The sequence below is a fragment of the Arthrobacter sp. TE26545 genome, from assembly GCF_056279005.1.
In genome coordinates this window covers 1,550,168-1,566,576 of the sequence record NZ_JBWBQM010000001.1, presented here as the reverse complement: position 1 = coordinate 1,566,576, position 16,409 = coordinate 1,550,168, and the positions used below count along the sequence as shown (strand labels likewise).

Sequence of the window (16,409 nt, the reverse complement as noted above, 5' to 3'; positions counted from 1 at the left end):
ACGCCGTATGTTCTACTTCACGTAGAACCGCGGCCCGAAAAGCGATAGATTTGATACCGGAATGTTGGATCGTCGCACCCCGCATTGGCCCGAGCGGCCATTGGGTGCGGAAAGCAGGGATGTAACGATGGCAAGTCTTGGCGAACTCGAACGGGCAGTGATGGATCTGCTCTGGGCAGGCCAGGAGGCGGCAACCGCCAATAAGCTGCGTGACCTGCTGGCCCGCGATTCGGAGGCCGAGGGCGGAAACGCCGGCCACCAGGGCAAGGACCTCGCAGTCACCACCGTCCTGACCGTCCTGTCCCGGCTGGAAAAGAAGGGCCTCGTGGAGCGCGAACGCGGCATGCGCCCGCACCGCTACCAGGCGGTCTCCAGCAGGGAAGACCACACCGCGGAACTCATGCACGAGGTCCTGGGGTCCGCCCCGGACCGCGAAGCGGTGCTTGCCCGTTTCATCGGCTCCGTCAGCGAAAGTGAAGCGGCCACGCTGCGCAAACTGCTCGGCGAACACTAGCTCCCATGTTCTGGACCTCATACTTTCTGGCGGTCCTTGCTCTGGTACTGGCCTGGCCGGTACCCGTCCTCCTCTCCCGTGCCGCCTGGCCGGCCCGGGCACCCTTCACTGCGATGGTCCTGTGGCAGGCCATCGCCCTGGCCGGCGGCCTCTCGATGATCGGCGCCATGCTGGTCTACGGACTCGAACCGATCGGTGACAACCTGATCGCGGGCCTGCGCGCCCTGGCCGGCATGGTCCTGCACAACGAGCCCACTACGGCGCTTGGTTTCTGGCACCTGTTCGCCCTCTCGGCGGCGGCCCTGCTCAGCGCCCATCTCGTGTTCACGCTGCTGCTGACCTATGTCAAGATCGAACGCCAGCGCAGGCGCCACCGCGAATTGCTGGCGCTCCTTGCCTCGCCCTCCGCCGACGGCCCGGGCACCGTGGTGATCAACCACGACTCACCCGTTGCTTACTGCCTTCCCGGCGGCGCCCGCTCTGTGACGGTGCTTTCGGACGGCCTCATGGCGCGGCTCGAGCCGGCGGAACTGCGTGCGGTACTGATCCACGAAAATGCCCACCTGAGCCAGCGCCACGACCTCCTGCTCTGGGCCTTCGCAGCCTGGCGCCAGGCACTGCCCTGGTTCCCCACCACCCGCTACGCCCAGCTCGCCGTGAACTCCCTGATCGAAATGCTGGCCGACGACGTCGCGCTGCGCAGCGAAAGCAAAGCCACGCTGATCAAGGCCATCGCACTGGTGGCCGGCGGTTCCACCGGGTCTGCTAGTGCCCGGCCGGCCCTCGCCTCGCCCGGGCAGGCGGGCAGCGACAGCGCCTTCGGCGGGACGGGGAGCTTCAGCGGGGCGGGCGGGGCCGATTCACCGCGTACGACGGCGTCCCGCGTCAGCCGCCTGCTCTCCCCTGAGCCGCCACTCAGGCCCGCCTATCGCACCCTGGTGCTGGCGGCGTCGGCCCTGCTGCTGGCAGCCCCGACGGCGCTGCTGGTCGTGCCGGGCCTGCTCGGCTGACTCCACCCTCCGGACATGTCCGGCGGCTGGCTCGAAGAGTGGACATAACAGACTATCTCCACTCACGGATCCCAGGAGTGGACATGTCCACCGGAAATCAGGCGTCGATGCGTTCCCGGTCCAGGCGGGCGGCGCCGTCGATGATGAACTCCTTGCGCGGGGCGACGTCAGAGCCCATCAGGAGGTCGAAGACCTTCTCGGCCTGTTCCAAGTGTTCGATCCCGACCTTGCGCAGGGTGCGATGCCGCGGGTCCATGGTGGTCTCGGCCAGCTGCTGCGCGTCCATTTCGCCAAGGCCCTTGTAGCGCTGGATCGGCTCCTTGTAGCGCTTGCCTTCCTTGGCCAGCTTGGCGAGCAGCGCGTGCAGCTCGGCCTCGGAATAGGTGTAGATCATCTCGTTGGCCTTCTGGCCGGGGTTGATGACCTCCACGCGGTGCAGCGGCGGGACGGCGGCGAACACGCGCCCGGCCTCGACCATGGGCCGCATGTACCGGAAGAACAAGGTGAGCAGCAGCGTGCGGATGTGGGCGCCGTCGACGTCGGCGTCGGTCATCAGGATCACCTTGCCGTACCGGGCGGCGTCGATGTCGAAGCTGCGCCCGGACCCGGCGCCCACCACCTGGATGAGGGCGGCGCATTCGGCGTTGGAGAGCATGTCCCCGACCGAGGCTTTTTGGACGTTCAGGATCTTGCCCCGGATCGGCAGCAGCGCCTGGAAGTCCGAGGAGCGGGCAAGCTTAGCGGTACCGAGCGCCGAGTCGCCCTCCACGATGAACAGTTCCGAGCGTGCGACGTCGTCCGTGCGGCAGTCTGCCAGCTTGGTGGGCATCGAGGAGGTTTCCAGGGCGTTCTTCCGCCGCTGGGTCTCCTTGTGGACCCGCGCCGAAATCCGCGACTTCATCTCGCTGACGATTTTTTCCAGCAGCAGCGTGGACTGCGCCTTGTCGTTGCGGTTGCTGGAGTTCAGCCGCGCCGTGATCTCCTGCTCCACCACCTTGGCCACGATGGACCGCACGGCCGAGGTGCCCAGGATTTCCTTGGTCTGCCCCTCGAACTGGGGTTCTGCCAGGCGCACGGTCAGCACGGCGGTCAGGCCGGCCAGGATGTCATCCTTTTCGATCTTGTCGTTGCCGGCCTTGAGCTTGCGTGCATTGGACTCGACGGCCTTGCGGAAGGTCTTCACGAGAGCCTGCTCGAAACCGGCCTGGTGGGTGCCGCCCTTGGGGGTGGAAATGATGTTCACGAAGCTGCGCATTGTCGTGTCATAGCCGATGCCCCAGCGCAGGGCGACGTCCACTTCGCAGTCCCGTTCGACCTCGGCGATGGTGCTGTGTCCATTGTCGTCCAGGACCGGCACGGTCTCCTTGAACTTGCCCGCCCCGTGGAGGCGCCAGATGTCCGTGACGGGTGTGTCGGCGGCGAGGAAGTCGACGAACTCCGAGATGCCGCCGTCGTGGTGGAAGACCTCCTCATGCGGGCCGTCCTGGCCCGGAGTGCCGGCCAGGCGCCGTTCGTCGCGCACTGTCAGCTTCAGGCCCGGGATGAGGAACGAGGTCTGGCGGGCGCGGGCGCCCAGGTCCTCATAGGAGAACTTGGCGTCCGGGGTGAAGATCTGGCGGTCCGCCCAGTAGCGGATGCGCGTGCCGGTGACACCGCGCTTTGCCTTGCCGACGACGTCGAGCACCGAGTTGTCGACAAACGGTTCAAATGCCGCGGTGGGACTGGGCTTGGAGCCGCCGTCCTTGAAGCGTCCGGGCTCGCCGCGGCGGAAGGACATCTGGTACGTCTTGCCGCCGCGGTCCACCTGGACGTCGAGACGGCTGGAAAGGGCGTTGACGACGGAGGCGCCCACGCCGTGCAGGCCGCCCGATGCGGTGTAGGAGCCGCCGCCGAACTTGCCGCCGGCGTGCAGCTTCGTGAAGACGACCTCGACGCCGCTCAGCCCGGTCTTGGGTTCGACGTCCACCGGGATGCCGCGGCCGTCGTCGTGGATTTCCACCGAGTTGTCCGCGTGCAGGATGACCCTGATGTCGTGGCCGAAACCGGCGAGGGCCTCATCGACTGAGTTGTCGATGATTTCCCACAGGCAGTGCATGAGGCCGCGCGAGTCCGTGGAACCGATGTACATGCCCGGGCGTTTGCGGACCGCTTCGAGTCCTTCCAGGACCGAGAGGTGCCGGGCGGTGTATTCAGAACTCGGGGCCACGGGCGGGGCGCTCCTTCGGTTTGGGCTGGGCGGCAAAAGGACTTCTCCTAGGCTAGCCGCACCCGCCCGCCAAGGCTGTCTTGCCACACCCAGGAAGCGCGGCCTCACGGGTGGTGTTACGCACATGTGATACGCGCTGAGCGAAAGTTGAGCCTTTCTTGCGCTAAATCGGTACCTCGGGCTGCTTATATGGTTCTACAGAACTATCAAGGAGGCCGACCATGACAACAGCTGTTGCAGACCGCACGCTCACTGCGGCTGACCGGTGCGATCGTTGCGGAGCCCAGGCGTACGTCCGCGTTGTACTCGAGACCTCCGGTGGCGAGCTGCTCTTCTGCGGGCACCACGCACGCGCAGTGGAAGCGACTCTCCGTCCCATGACCTCTGAATGGCACGACGAGACGTCCCGCCTGCACGAGAAGGAAGCCGTTCCGGCCGACTAAGCTGCAGGGCCCCGGCCGCCCGGACTGAAGGTGGCCACGCGGGGACAAGCAAACGCAAAACGGGCGTGGCCCCTCCAACCGGAGGGGCCACGCCCGTTTTGCGCGGCCGGTGTCCTAGTCCAGGTAGTCGCGCAGGACCTGGGAGCGCGACGGGTGGCGCAGCTTGGACATCGTCTTCGATTCGATCTGGCGGATGCGTTCGCGGGTCACGCCGTAGACCTTGCCGATTTCGTCTAAAGTCTTCGGCTGGCCGTCGGTCAGGCCGAAGCGCATGGCGACGACGCCTGCTTCACGCTCGGACAAGGTGTCCAGGACGGAGTGCAGCTGTTCCTGGAGCAGTGTGAAGCTCACTGCGTCTGCAGGGACAACAGCCTCGGAGTCTTCGATGAGGTCACCGAATTCGGAGTCGCCGTCTTCGCCCAGCGGAGTGTGCAGCGAGATCGGTTCGCGGCCGTACTTCTGGACTTCGACGACCTTTTCCGGGGTCATGTCCAGTTCCAGTGCGAGTTCTTCCGGCGTGGGTTCGCGGCCGAGATCCTGGAGCATCTGGCGCTGGACGCGGGCCAGCTTGTTGATGACTTCCACCATGTGCACCGGGATACGGATGGTGCGCGCCTGGTCGGCCATGGCACGGGTAATGGCCTGGCGGATCCACCAGGTGGCGTAGGTGGAGAACTTGAAGCCCTTGGTGTAGTCGAACTTCTCCACGGCGCGGATGAGGCCCAGGTTGCCTTCCTGGATGAGGTCCAGGAAGAGCATGCCGCGGCCGGTGTAGCGCTTGGCCAGGGAGACGACGAGACGCAGGTTGGCTTCGAGCAGGTGGTTCTTGGCGCGCTTGCCGTCGTGGATGATGAACTCCAGCTCACGCTTGAGCTTGGGGTCCATCGAGCCGTCGTCGGAGTTGATCTTCTCTTCGGCGAAGAGGCCGGCTTCGATGCGGAGCGCGAGGTCCACTTCCTGCTCGGCGTTCAGCAGCGCGACCTTGCCGATCTGCTTCAGGTAGTCCTTGACGGGGTCGGCGGTGGCGCCGGCGGACATGACCTGCTGGACAGGGGCGTCATCGTCGTCGGCGTCCGAGTAAACGAAGCCGGAACCGGTGCCCGCGGGCTTCTTCTCATCCTCTTCCACCTCCTCGCCAAGCTCTGCTTCGTCAGGAGCTGCAGCGTCGAAGTCCTCTTCCTCCACCTCTTCGGAGGCATCGGATTCATCGGAGGCCTTGGCAGCTGCCTTGGCCCCGGGCTTGGGCCCACGCTTCTTGGGGGCCGGCTTCTCTGCGTCTGAAGCCTTGCCAGCACGTGTTGCCGCACGCTTGGCAGTTGCGGCCGCCTGCGATTCTTCGGCGGTCAGTTCAGCCTGGGCGGCGGGTTCCTTCTCGGCGGGAGACGGGGTCACAGAAAACCTTTCTAGCGGCGGTCTGTGGAATCACCATGGGGGCAACACCACTATGACCCTGTCAAGTCCGCGATCAACATCAAGTGCGATCAGCGCCTGCAGAGTCACTCAGTAAAACTGCCGGCGCCACCGAATTGTTCCCGGTAAGAGGGAATGCCTCGGGCACTTGAAACACGGACCCAACCGGGTCTCAGCCTACATTGTCTCACGCTTTTCGCTGTCAGCGGGCGAATTGTGCAGACTGTGGCGGCATTCAAGCCGCTGCCCCTCCAAAGCGGCGCCAGGCGGCGCCCCTGTTCCGGGCCCAGCCGCAAAGGGTCCCGCGGTGTACGAGTTCGCTCAGCAGCGCCGCCAGCCGGTAGCCGGGCTCTTCCGCTTCCGCCTGGCGCAGCAGGGCGTCAGCGGAGGAACCGCTTCCCCTGCACCATTGGATCCAGCCGCGAAGGGTGAGCGCCGCCGCCCTGGCTTCCCCGCCGCCGCGCGCGGCGAGGTCCTCGAGCAGCCGGTCCAGCGCGTCGAGGCGCTTCCAGTCAGGCACGGCCGGGTGCAGGCCGAGAAGTACGTCCCCGTAGCGCAGCACTGCCGCAGGGTCCTTGGACGGCCGGGACGGCCGGGGCTTTGCCGCAACAGCTGCTTCGGCCGACGCCCGAACCCTTCCATCTCCCCTGGGCGCTGCAATGCCTGCCAGTTCGACGGGCAGCTGCAACTCCGGCATGATTCCATCGCGGAAGAATCCGAAGGCTTCCGCGCCGGCACACGCCGTTTCCCGGCCTGCGGCCGCGGCGACTGCAACGGCGTCACGCCAGGCCGGTATGCGAAGGCAGGCCCGGAGGAACGCTGCCGGAACAGGCCCCAGCACCGGCGAGCCGCCCTCGCGGTCCAGGACGCGGAACCAGCCATCGAGCATCAACCCCAGGGACGTCCGGGCCTTCCAAGCGTCCCCGAGCCGTTCCATGGCTGCCGCTTCTTCCGCTGCAAGGCCCGGCTCGTCCTGCCCGGCGAACGGACCGGAGGAATCGTCCGCCCCTGTTGCGACATTGCTTCCGCGGAACACCATTTCGGCGTTGAGCCGGCTGTCGTGGATCAATTCAACGGGATGCCCTGGCCATGGACAGCATCCGGGGTCCTCGCAGAAGGCGCTGCGCCAGTGCCCCGGACCCACCAGCCATGCGTCGCGCAGGACCAGCCCTCCGGCGTCGAGCACCTCTTCCACCGCCCGCAACAACGGACGGTGCCGTTCCGCGACCGTGCCGTCGCCCCAGCCGGAGCCTGAGTAGACAACAAGCAGCGCGCCGTCGGCGGAGGGGTCCGCGGCGAGATACTCACCGATCTTTTCGGCAAAGGCGGCAAGGCGCGGCGGACCGGAATCCGGAGGCAGGTCCACGCGGAGCGTCGCACCGAGCGTCTTCCCGTGCAAGGTCAAGGCCACCAGGCTTTCCTCGGGCCAGAGGCCCAGGGCGTGCGGGACATACCCAAGGATGTCTTCGGGCCTGGAGATGGTCATGCGTTCGTTTGTCATGGACCCAGCATCGGCAGCAGCCGCCGAACACGGCAGGGACGGATCCGCCTATGTGGAAAGGCCGCAAACACTGCCCCTTGTGGAGGAACACTCCATCGCGGCCACAGTGGGCGCCGACGGCCGCGGCACGGTCAGCGGATGGCGCTGTCCTGCTTCCCGTCCAGTTCCCCGCCGCGCCCGCGGCGTTCCCGAAAGCGCTCGGCAAGGACTCTCGGCAGCGGCCGGACGTGGACGCCCTGCTCCGCCATCTGCCGGCGCACCTTCCGCCGCACCAGCACGATCAGCACGCCGCCCAGCAGGAGGAAGACGAACTGGACACTCAAGGCGATCCGGAAGGGAGCCAGGCCGTAGAGTTCCCCGCCGGAGAATCCCGAGGCATTGAGGAGGTCCAGGACCAGGCCCACCAGGTAGATCGTGAGGAGCGCCGCGACAAAACCACCCACGTTCACGATCCCCGTTGCCGTGCCGATCCGGTGGGACGGGTTGAAGGTGCGGGCGAAGTCGAAACCGATCATCGAGCTCGGCCCGCCCACGGCCAGCACCGCTGCGAGCAGGGCCAGCAGCCACAGCGGCGCCCTGCCCGGCCAGGCCAGGACCGCGGCCCAGGTCAGCGCCGTGGCCGCGGAAATCAGCAGGACCATTGCCGAACGGCGCATGGGATGCTTGGCCACGAAGCTGCCGAAGAACGGCCCCGCAATCATGCCCACCAGCACGTAGAGGCCCATCAGGGCCGAAGCCACCGCCGGACCGGTCCCTTGGGCCGAAATCAGGAAGGGGTACCCCCAGGACATCGCGAAAACCGTGCCGCAGAACTGCACCGTGAAGTGGCTCCACAGGCCGAGCCGGGTGCCGGGCTGGCGCCAGGCCCGTGCCAGGCTCACCCCTGTGGCCCGCAGGCCCTGGCTGCCGTCGCGCGGTGGGTGGCCCGGCGGGGTGTCCCGCAGCATCGCCAGTACCAGCACGACGGCGAGTGCGGAAAAGGAGGCCAGCATCAGGTAGGCGGGGGTCCAGCCAGCCGAATGCAGCACCAGCGCGAACGGCACCACGCTGATCACCTGGCCAAGCTGGCCGCTCATCCCGGTCAGCTGGGTGACCAAGGGCGCCCGGAGCGGGGCGAACCAGAGGGGAATCAGCCGGATCACCGAGATGAAGGTCATGGCATCGCCCGCACCCACCAGGACACGACCGAAGACACCGGCACCGATCGAATCGGCAAAGGCGAGCTCCAGCTGCCCCAGGCCCATCAGCACGGCACCCCCGGCGATCATCACCCGGGAGCCGAAGCGGTCAACGAGGATGCCCACAGGAATCTGCAGGCCGGCGTACACCAGCAGCTGGAGCACTGTGAAGAAGGAGACAGCGGCGGCGCCGGCGTGGAAGCGTTCAGTCGCTTCCAGGCCGGAGACGCCGAAGGAGGTGCGCTGCGCAACCGCCACAAGATAGGCGAGCACCCCGATCGACCAGATGAGCCAGGCGCGGGGTGCATTCACCGTTCAATTATCCCCAAAACGAGGCAGAAAGCAGATTTAAGAAGTCTCAGGGTCGGGCATCCTTGCGGGCGAGGTACGCCTCAACGGCAGCGCCGAGCTCATCGGCGTCCGGCAGCTCGTCGTTCTCGTCCGCAAGCAGCGATCGCCGGACCTGCCCTTCGGCCTTGTCGTCATAACGGCTCTCAAGATTCGCCACCACCTGCTTGACTTCCTCGGATGCCTCGACCTGTTCGGCGATCTGGCGGCCCACCTCGCGCCCGGCTTCCCGGAGGCGGTCCGTGGGAAGCATGAGGGATGTGGCTGCGCCCAGGTATTCCAGGCCAGCGACCGCGGCCGGCGGGTATTCGGCATCGGCCAGGTAATGCGGGACGTGGATGACGTATCCCGCGACGGCGTGCCCGGCCTCGCTGAGCCGGTATTCAAGGACATGCCCGACGGCGGCGGGAACGTCGACGGTCGGCTTCCAGGTGGAGATGCCCTCCACGAGTTCCGGCCGGTTGCCGTGCACGGTGACGCCGAGGGGGCGGGTGTGCGGCACCGGCATGGGGATGGAATGGATCCACGTCACCAGCTTGACCTGCAGGGTTTCCACGATGCCGAGGACTGCCCGGGCGAACCGCTCCCACTGCAGGTCCGGTTCGAATCCGGCAAGCAGGAGGAAGGGCTGGCCGAGTCCGTCGCGCAGGCGGTACAGGGCCAGGACCGGCGCCTTGTAGTCCTCAAGGTGGTCCTCGACGAATGTGATCTGCGGACGGCGGCTGCGGTAGTCGATGAGCTGGTCGGCGTCGAACACCGCCACCGTCTCGGCGTCGAGCGCTTCGAGCAGTTCGGCGTTGACCTGCTGAACCACGTGCCCCGCGTCGGCGAAACCCGTGAAGCCCACCAGCATGTTCAGGCCCTTGAGTTCCGGGCTGTGGAAGAGCCCGATATTGCCTGCGTACAGTGATTCGGGGTCAAGGAGTGAGCCGGAGATACCTTCAAACACGGCGGGATCCTTTCAATCAATACAACTTCTTCCGGTACAACGCCTGCAGCCGGCGGCGCATTCCTGCAGCGCGTGTGCCGCAGATCTCATCTGATTGCTTTCCGCCGTGCGGGAGCGGCTACGATCAAACTGCCGCCACGGCGGCTCCAGGCCCTACCGGAGCTGTCCACCAGACGGCCCGGGGGCGACCGGAACCGGGCGCCTGACATGCTGCCCGGCCAAGCCATGCAAAGAGAGATGAGGACGAATCCTCGTGGTGAAGACTACAGACATCACCCTTGGCATCATCGCCAAGGACCTGAAGAAGTCCCCCAGTGAAGCGCTGGTCATCGGTGTCGCGCAGGGGGCGGACGGCCCCGTGCTGCTCGACAACCCCTTGAGCGCCAAGGGCGCTGAAGTCCTTGCCGGCTCCTTGGGCCTCCTCGGTGTCACCGGCGCCAGCGACCAGGTCCACCGTCTGCCGGGCCTTCCCGAAACCGGCTCCGCGGTCCTGGTGCTTGCCGGCACCGGCAAGCTTGACGGCAACGGGCGCGCCACCGGAGAGAGCCTGCGCCGCGCCGCCGGATCCGCGGTCCGCCAGCTTGCGGGCCTTGGCACCGTAACGCTCGCGTTCCCGACGGCGGATGCCGCCGACGTCGCGGCCGTCGCAGAAGGTGCCGCACTGGGATCCTATTCCTACACGGAGCACCGTTCCAGCCGGGATGGGCTGAAGGACCCGGTGACTGCTGTTCTGATCCACACCGCCGTGGACGCCAAGGAAGCCCAGCCGTTGCTGGACCGTGCCGTGCTGCTGGGCCGCGCCGTCAACGCCACCCGAACCCTGGTGAACCAGCCGCCCAGCCACCTGTACCCCGAGTCCTTCGCCGACGCAGCCAAGGAGCTCGCCAAGGGCCTGCCCGTCAAGGTGACCGTCTGGGATGAAAAGCGCCTCGAAAAGGAAGGCTTCGGCGGCATCCTCGGCGTCGGCAAGGGCTCCACCCGCCAGCCCCGCCTGGTCAAGGTCGAGTACGCCCCTGCGAAGGCCACCCGCAAGATCGCCCTCGTGGGCAAGGGCATCACCTTCGACACCGGTGGCATCTCCATCAAACCCGCCCTCGGCATGGGCGACATGAAGAGCGACATGGCCGGCGCCGCCGTCGTCCTTAATACTGTCCTCGCCATTGCCGGCCTCGGCCTTCCCGTCAGGGCCACCGCCTGGCTCTGCATCGCGGAGAACATGCCCTCGGGCGCCGCGCAGCGCCCCGCCGATGTCCTGACCGTCTACGGCGGCAAGACGGTGGAGGTGCTGAACACCGACGCCGAGGGCCGCCTGGTGATGGCGGACGGGCTGGTTGCCGCAAGCCTGGAGCGGCCGGACGCAATCATCGACGTCGCCACCCTCACAGGCGCCCAGCTGATCGCCCTCGGCAACCGCACTGCAGGCGTCATGGGCTCCGACGAGGTCACCGGCGCCCTGAAGTCGGCGGCCGACCGGGCCGGGGAGCTCGTGTGGCCGATGCCACTGCCGGAGGAACTCCGCGCCAGCCTGGATTCCCAGGTGGCGGACATCGCCAACATCGGCGAACGCCACGGCGGCATGATGACCGCCGCCGTCTTCCTGCGGGAGTTCGTCGGCAAGGACGCCCAGGGGGAACAGATCCCGTGGGCCCACATCGACATCGCCGGCCCGTCCTTCAACAACGGAAGCCCCTACGGCTACACCCCCAAGCAGGGCACGGGCTGCACAGTCCGCACCCTCGTCGCCTACGCCGAGGACCTGCTCTCCCAGCCAGGGGCATAGCCCCCGTGGGGCCGGTCCATGACCGGCCCCACGGCCGAACGTGAGACTGGCCACAAGCACCACCCAAAACGGCACCGGAGGGTGGAGCATGAATAGGTGGTTCGCTAAGGTGAACCACGGTAGTCACAAATGCAAGAGAACTTTTCGTGCTGGCATAATCGCGGCAGAACTTGTTCCAAGACCAGATGGCCCGTTATCTCGTGCCATCGTTCACGCGAGGGAGCGTCATAGTGGCCGATCAGGCAACTGCGCAAGAATTCGACATCCTGGTACTCGGTGGCGGCAGCGGCGGCTACGCCACGGCCCTGCGTGCCGTACAGCTTGGCTTCACCGTCGGCCTCGTTGAGAAGGCCAAGCTCGGCGGCACCTGCCTGCACAACGGCTGTATCCCCACCAAGGCCCTGCTGCACTCCGCCGAACTCGCCGACCACGCACGCGACGCCGCCAAGTACGGCGTGAACGTCACCTTGGACAGCATCGACATCGACGCCGTCAACGCCTACAAGGACGGTATTGTCGCCGGCAAGTTCAAGGGCCTCCAGGGCCTCATCAAGGCCAAGGGCATCACCGTCATCGAGGGTGAGGGCAAGCTCCAGGGCACCGATACCGTCGTCGTGAACGGCACCGCCTACAAGGGCAAGAACATCGTCCTGGCCACCGGCTCCTACTCGCGTTCCCTCCCGGGCCTGGAAATCGGCGGCCGCGTCATCACCTCCGACGAGGCGCTGACCCTGAACTACATCCCCAAGAGCGCCATCGTGCTGGGCGGCGGCGTGATCGGCGTCGAGTTCGCTTCCGTATGGAAGTCCTTCGGCGTGGACGTCACGATCGTTGAAGGCCTGCCCTCCCTGGTGCCGAACGAGGACGCGGCGATCGTCAAGACCCTCGAGCGCGCCTTCAAGAAGCGCGGCATCAAGTTCAGCACCGGCGTCTTCTTCCAGGGCGTGGAGCAGGACGAGAACGGGGTCAAGGTCACCCTCGTGGACGGCCAGACCTTCGAAGCGGAACTGCTGCTCGTCGCCGTCGGCCGCGGCCCGGTCACCGCGAACCTCGGCTACGAAGAGGCGGGCGTTACCATCGACCGCGGCTTCGTAATCACCAACGAACGCCTGCACACCGGCGTCGGCAACATCTACGCGGTCGGCGACATCGTTCCCGGTGTCCAGCTCGCACACCGCGGCTACCAGCAGGGCATCTTCGTCGCCGAGGAAATCGCCGGCCTGAACCCGGTGGTGGTCGAGGACATCAACATCCCCAAGGTGACCTTCTGCGAACCGGAAATCGCCACTGTCGGTTACACCGAAAAGGGTGCCAAGGAGAAGTTCGGCGAGGACCAGGTCCAGACCCAGGAATACAACCTGGCCGGCAACGGCAAGAGCTCCATCCTGGGCACCGGCGGCATCGTCAAGGTAGTCCGCCAGAAGGACGGCCCCGTCGTCGGCATCCACATGATCGGTTCCCGCATGGGCGAGCAGATCGGCGAAGCCCAGCTGATCGTCAACTGGGAGGCCTACCCGGAGGACGTGGCCCAGTTCATCCACGCGCACCCCACCCAGAACGAAACCCTCGGCGAAGCGAACCTGGCCCTCGCCGGCAAGCCGCTCCACGGCTAGCAGCCACCAGACAGCCGCCCTGCGCCGGCATGAACTGCCGGCGCAGGGCAACCAGGCAACACCCATCCGCACAAAAAACAATAAGGAGAACGGGGACGACATGTCTGAATCCGTTAACTTGCCCGCCCTTGGTGAAAGCGTCACCGAAGGCACCGTCACCCGCTGGCTCAAGCAGGTTGGTGACCGCGTGGAAGTCGACGAGCCCTTGCTCGAGGTCTCCACCGACAAGGTAGACACCGAAATCCCTTCTCCGATCGCAGGCATCATCGAGGAAATCCTCGTCGCTGAGGACGAGACCGCAGAGGTCGGCGCTCCCCTGGTCCGTATCGGCAACGGCGCCGCTCCGGCCGCCGAAGCACCTGCCGCTCCTGCTCCCGCAGCCGAGGAAGCCCCCGCCCCGGCCGCCGAAGCTCCCGCCGCCGCGCCGGCCGCAGCACCTGCAGCAGAAGCTCCTGCCGCCGCCCCGGCCGCCGAAGGCCACGAAGTCACCCTCCCGGCACTTGGCGAAAGCGTCACCGAAGGCACCGTCACCCGCTGGCTGAAGGCCGTCGGCGACACCATCGAGGTCGACGAGCCGCTGCTCGAGGTCTCCACCGACAAGGTCGACACCGAGATCCCCTCCCCGGTCGCAGGCACCCTGCTGGAGATCCGGGTCAACGAAGACGAAACCGCCGAGGTCGGATCGGTCCTGGCCGTCGTCGGTTCCGGCGCCCCGGCCGCAGCACCTGCTGCTCCGGCACCTGCTGCCGCGCCCGCCGCTGCACCCGCCGCTCCGGCACCTGCTGCTCCGGCACCTGCTGCCGCGCCCGCCGCTGCACCCGCCGCTCCGGCACCTGCTGCTCCGGCACCCGCAGCCGCCGCTGCACCCGCCGCTCCGGCACCCGCAGCCCCCGCTCCGGCACCTGCCGCGGCGCCGTCGTCGGAATCCTCCTCCTACGTGACCCCGCTGGTGCGCAAGCTCGCCAACCAGAACGGCGTGGACATCGCCACCGTGACCGGCACCGGTGTCGGTGGCCGGATCCGCAAGCAGGACGTCCTGGCCGCTGCTGAGGCGCAGAAGGCCGCAGCCCCCGCTGCCGCCCCGGCCGCCGCAGCCGCTGCACCGAAGGCCGCAGCTCCGGTCGTGGCTTCCACGCTGCGCGGCACCACGGAGAAGGCTCCGCGCATCCGCCAGGTGATCGCCCGCCGTATGCGTGAGTCCCTTGAGACCTCCACCCAGCTGACCCAGGTGCACGAGGTCGACATGACCAAGATCGCCAAGCTGCGCCTCAAGGCCAAGAACTCCTTCCAGGCCCAGAACGGCGTGAAGCTGACCTTCCTGCCTTTCATTGCCAAGGCCGTTGCCGAAGCGCTGAAGCAGCACCCCAAGCTGAACGCCGAATACAACGAGGAAACCCAGCAGATCACCTACCACAACGCCGAGCACCTGGCGATTGCGGTGGACACCGACAAGGGCCTGCTGGTTCCGGTCATCTCCGACGCCGGCAACCTGAACCTCGCGGGCCTGGCAGGCAAGATCGCCGACGTCGCCAGCCGCACCCGCGACGGCAAGATCGGCCCGGACGAGCTCTCCGGCGGCACCTTCAGCATCACCAACATCGGCTCGGTGGGCGCTCTCTTCGACACCCCGATCATCAACCAGCCGCAGGTCGGCATCCTCGGCACCGGCGCCATCGTCAAGCGCGCCGTAGTGGTTGCCGATGAGAACGGCGACGACTCGATCGCCATCCGCTCCATGATGTACCTGTCGCTGACCTACGATCACCGCCTGGTGGACGGCGCGGACGCAGGCCGCTTCCTGCAGACCCTCAAGGCCCGCCTTGAGGAAGGTGCCTTCGAGGCTGACCTGGGCCTCTAGGCTTCCAGCCGCCGCGGACGGCAGTCCGGAAACGACGACGGGGCGGGCTCCAGTGGGAAACCACCGGAGCCCGCCCCGCTTTTCTGTTCCCGGTTCGGGGCTTTTCTGTTCCCGGTTCGGGGCTTTTCTCTTCCCAATTGGGGCCGTGGCTTTGCTACGGGACGTAGAAACTGCTCGCTAAGCTGTAGCCATGAGTATTCTCTTCAGCATTCTGGTCTTCCTGCACATCGTCGGCGCGGCCATGATTGTGGGCTACTGGATCGCCACCATCAAGGAACCGACCGTCCACCCGCGCCAGCGCGACGGTGCGTTCCTCCAGTTGCTCACCGGCATCGCGATGATGGGCCTGATAACTGTTCCTGAGCTGAACATGCATCCCAACTACTTCAAGCTGGGGATCAAGTTCGCAATCGCCGTCGCTGTTGCCGTGCTGGCCGTCATCGGTTCACGCAAGGTCAAGAAGGGCGAGCCGGTCTCCACCGGCCTGGCCCATGGCGTGGGCGGGCTGGCGTTGATCAACATCGCCATCGCCACCATCTGGAACTGACTCCCGGAGCCTGTGAAGGCCACCCTGCCATGGCAGGGTGGCCTTCCACGTTTAACACTGGAAGAGGAGGCGCCGTCAGTCCGCCGCGATGCAGAACTCGTTGCCTTCCGGGTCCTGCATAACGGCCCAGTGGAAGTCGCCGATGTTGTGTCCTTCCACGAACCGCGCCCCCAGGGACTCCGCCCGGCGCCGGAGGACGGCGGGTTCGGGGTGGTGCAGGTCCAGGTGCAGCCGGCGCCTTCCCTCAGCCGGGGCCGGCACCTGCTGGAACGCAAGCTGCGGCGCCCCGGGGGTTGCCGCTTCCAGCCAGATGAACTCCGCGTGGCGGGCGGCCACGGGCAGATCAAGCAGTTCGGACCAGAATGCCGACAGCCGCCCGGCGTCCACCGCGTTGATCATGATCGATGCGATCCGCGGGCGGAGGGAGGCTGACGGGGACGCTTCGGAGAGGTTTTCCATGGGGCACAGTCTAGGGAACCGGGGTCACATTCCACCCGCAGCGGACACGCCGTGCAGGCCGGGGACAGAATCCATAGGATTGAGCGTAGTGGCCTCCGGCACCGTCGGAGGCCGATTCGCGACAACGCTGAGGAGTGGACATGGCAGCAACACGCACCGCACACACCGTTTGGAACGGCAACCTGATCGAAGGCTCCGGCAACACCACTCTGGACAGCTCGGGCCTGGGCACCTACGAGGTCACCTGGAAGGCACGCACCGAGCAGTCCGGCGGCAAGACCAGCCCGGAAGAACTCATCGCAGCCGCGCACTCCGCCTGCTTCTCGATGGCCTTCAGCAACGCGCTGGCCCAAGCCGGCTACACTCCGGAAGAGGTCCGGACGAAGGCTGACGTCACCTTCGTCCCCGGCACCGGCATCACCGGAAGCCACCTCACCATGAGCGCCACGGTCCCCGGCATCACGGAAGAGGACTTCCAGAAGATCGCCGGCGAAGCCAAGACGGGCTGCCCGGTCTCCGGCGCGCTGGCAAGCATCGACATCACGCTGGACGCCACGCTCTCCGCCTAGGCAGAGCCGCACAGCACTGAGGCC

The 16,409-nt window shown here is 66.7% G+C and carries 14 protein-coding genes; 8 read left to right on the top strand and 6 right to left on the bottom strand.

Annotated elements, in window-relative coordinates:
- The first annotated feature begins 127 nt into the window (after window positions 1–127).
- Window positions 128–514 (top strand): BlaI/MecI/CopY family transcriptional regulator, encoded by a 387-nt coding sequence (locus tag ACZ9CK_RS06950; RefSeq protein WP_426303056.1) that lies wholly within the window; start codon window positions 128–130, stop codon window positions 512–514.
- A gap of 5 nt (window positions 515–519) precedes the next feature.
- Window positions 520–1,524 (top strand): M56 family metallopeptidase, encoded by a 1,005-nt coding sequence (locus tag ACZ9CK_RS06945; RefSeq protein WP_476049591.1) that lies wholly within the window; start codon window positions 520–522, stop codon window positions 1,522–1,524.
- A 97-nt stretch (window positions 1,525–1,621) separates the two neighbouring features.
- Here ACZ9CK_RS06945 and ACZ9CK_RS06940 read toward each other — a convergent pair whose 3' ends face one another.
- Complete coding sequence (locus tag ACZ9CK_RS06940; protein ID WP_476049590.1) at window positions 1,622–3,730, bottom strand: DNA gyrase/topoisomerase IV subunit B; 2,109 nt, start codon at window positions 3,728–3,730, stop codon at window positions 1,622–1,624.
- 221 nt (window positions 3,731–3,951) lie between these two features.
- On the opposite strand from ACZ9CK_RS06940, the gene ACZ9CK_RS06935 reads away from it, so the two are divergent.
- Window positions 3,952–4,173 carry a DUF7455 domain-containing protein gene (locus ACZ9CK_RS06935; RefSeq protein WP_426303053.1) on the top strand — a complete coding sequence of 74 codons (222 nt, stop codon included), beginning with the start codon at window positions 3,952–3,954 and terminating at the stop codon, window positions 4,171–4,173.
- 114 nt (window positions 4,174–4,287) lie between these two features.
- Here the strand turns inward: ACZ9CK_RS06935 and ACZ9CK_RS06930 are convergent, their stop codons facing one another.
- The 4 genes from ACZ9CK_RS06930 to ACZ9CK_RS06915 form a co-directional block, all read right to left on the bottom strand.
- A complete protein-coding gene (locus ACZ9CK_RS06930; RefSeq protein ID WP_426303052.1) occupies window positions 4,288–5,565 on the bottom strand; it encodes an RNA polymerase sigma factor in 1,278 nt (425 codons plus the stop codon).
- 253 nt (window positions 5,566–5,818) lie between these two features.
- Window positions 5,819–7,084, bottom strand: a complete 1,266-nt coding sequence (locus ACZ9CK_RS06925) for a DUF4192 domain-containing protein (protein ID WP_476049589.1) — start codon at window positions 7,082–7,084, stop codon at window positions 5,819–5,821.
- Between the two features lie 131 nt (window positions 7,085–7,215).
- Complete coding sequence (locus ACZ9CK_RS06920) at window positions 7,216–8,574, bottom strand: MFS transporter (RefSeq protein ID WP_426303050.1); 1,359 nt, start codon at window positions 8,572–8,574, stop codon at window positions 7,216–7,218.
- A 46-nt stretch (window positions 8,575–8,620) separates the two neighbouring features.
- Complete coding sequence (locus tag ACZ9CK_RS06915) at window positions 8,621–9,559, bottom strand: proteasome assembly chaperone family protein (protein WP_426303049.1); 939 nt, start codon at window positions 9,557–9,559, stop codon at window positions 8,621–8,623.
- A 253-nt stretch (window positions 9,560–9,812) separates the two neighbouring features.
- Here ACZ9CK_RS06915 and ACZ9CK_RS06910 point away from each other — a divergent pair, with 253 nt between their 5' ends.
- From ACZ9CK_RS06910 to ACZ9CK_RS06895, 4 genes are all read left to right on the top strand, one after another.
- Window positions 9,813–11,339 (top strand): leucyl aminopeptidase, encoded by a 1,527-nt coding sequence (locus tag ACZ9CK_RS06910; protein WP_476049588.1) that lies wholly within the window; start codon window positions 9,813–9,815, stop codon window positions 11,337–11,339.
- A gap of 230 nt (window positions 11,340–11,569) precedes the next feature.
- On the top strand, window positions 11,570–12,952 hold the full coding sequence (lpdA, locus tag ACZ9CK_RS06905) for a dihydrolipoyl dehydrogenase (protein WP_426303047.1): 1,383 nt from the start codon (window positions 11,570–11,572) through the stop codon (window positions 12,950–12,952).
- 100 nt (window positions 12,953–13,052) lie between these two features.
- Window positions 13,053–14,810 carry a 2-oxoglutarate dehydrogenase, E2 component, dihydrolipoamide succinyltransferase gene (gene sucB, locus ACZ9CK_RS06900; RefSeq protein ID WP_476049587.1) on the top strand — a complete coding sequence of 586 codons (1,758 nt, stop codon included), beginning with the start codon at window positions 13,053–13,055 and terminating at the stop codon, window positions 14,808–14,810.
- Between the two features lie 190 nt (window positions 14,811–15,000).
- Window positions 15,001–15,357, top strand: coding sequence for a hypothetical protein (locus tag ACZ9CK_RS06895; RefSeq protein WP_426303045.1), 357 nt, complete (start codon window positions 15,001–15,003; stop codon window positions 15,355–15,357).
- A gap of 75 nt (window positions 15,358–15,432) precedes the next feature.
- On the opposite strand, the gene ACZ9CK_RS06890 is transcribed toward ACZ9CK_RS06895, so the two are convergent.
- Window positions 15,433–15,816, bottom strand: coding sequence for a VOC family protein (locus ACZ9CK_RS06890; RefSeq protein ID WP_476049586.1), 384 nt, complete (start codon window positions 15,814–15,816; stop codon window positions 15,433–15,435).
- A 140-nt stretch (window positions 15,817–15,956) separates the two neighbouring features.
- On the opposite strand from ACZ9CK_RS06890, the gene ACZ9CK_RS06885 reads away from it, so the two are divergent.
- Entirely contained in the window at window positions 15,957–16,385 is a 429-nt protein-coding gene (locus ACZ9CK_RS06885; protein WP_426303043.1) for an OsmC family protein, read from the top strand.
- The last annotated feature ends 24 nt before the right edge of the window (window positions 16,386–16,409 follow it).

Excerpts from the sequence above, each read along its gene's own strand:
- ACZ9CK_RS06950 (WP_426303056.1), top strand. The coding sequence starts at position 128 with ATGGCAAGTCTTGGCGAACTCGAACGGGCAGTGATGGATCTGCTCTGG.
- ACZ9CK_RS06945 (WP_476049591.1), top strand. The coding sequence starts at position 520 with ATGTTCTGGACCTCATACTTTCTGGCGGTCCTTGCTCTGGTACTGGCC.
- ACZ9CK_RS06935 (WP_426303053.1), top strand. The coding sequence starts at position 3,952 with ATGACAACAGCTGTTGCAGACCGCACGCTCACTGCGGCTGACCGGTGC.
- ACZ9CK_RS06925 (WP_476049589.1), bottom strand. The coding sequence starts at position 7,084 with ATGACAAACGAACGCATGACCATCTCCAGGCCCGAAGACATCCTTGGG.
- sucB (WP_476049587.1), top strand. The coding sequence starts at position 13,053 with ATGTCTGAATCCGTTAACTTGCCCGCCCTTGGTGAAAGCGTCACCGAA.
- ACZ9CK_RS06895 (WP_426303045.1), top strand. The coding sequence starts at position 15,001 with ATGAGTATTCTCTTCAGCATTCTGGTCTTCCTGCACATCGTCGGCGCG.
- ACZ9CK_RS06890 (WP_476049586.1), bottom strand. The coding sequence starts at position 15,816 with ATGGAAAACCTCTCCGAAGCGTCCCCGTCAGCCTCCCTCCGCCCGCGG.
- ACZ9CK_RS06885 (WP_426303043.1), top strand. The coding sequence starts at position 15,957 with ATGGCAGCAACACGCACCGCACACACCGTTTGGAACGGCAACCTGATC.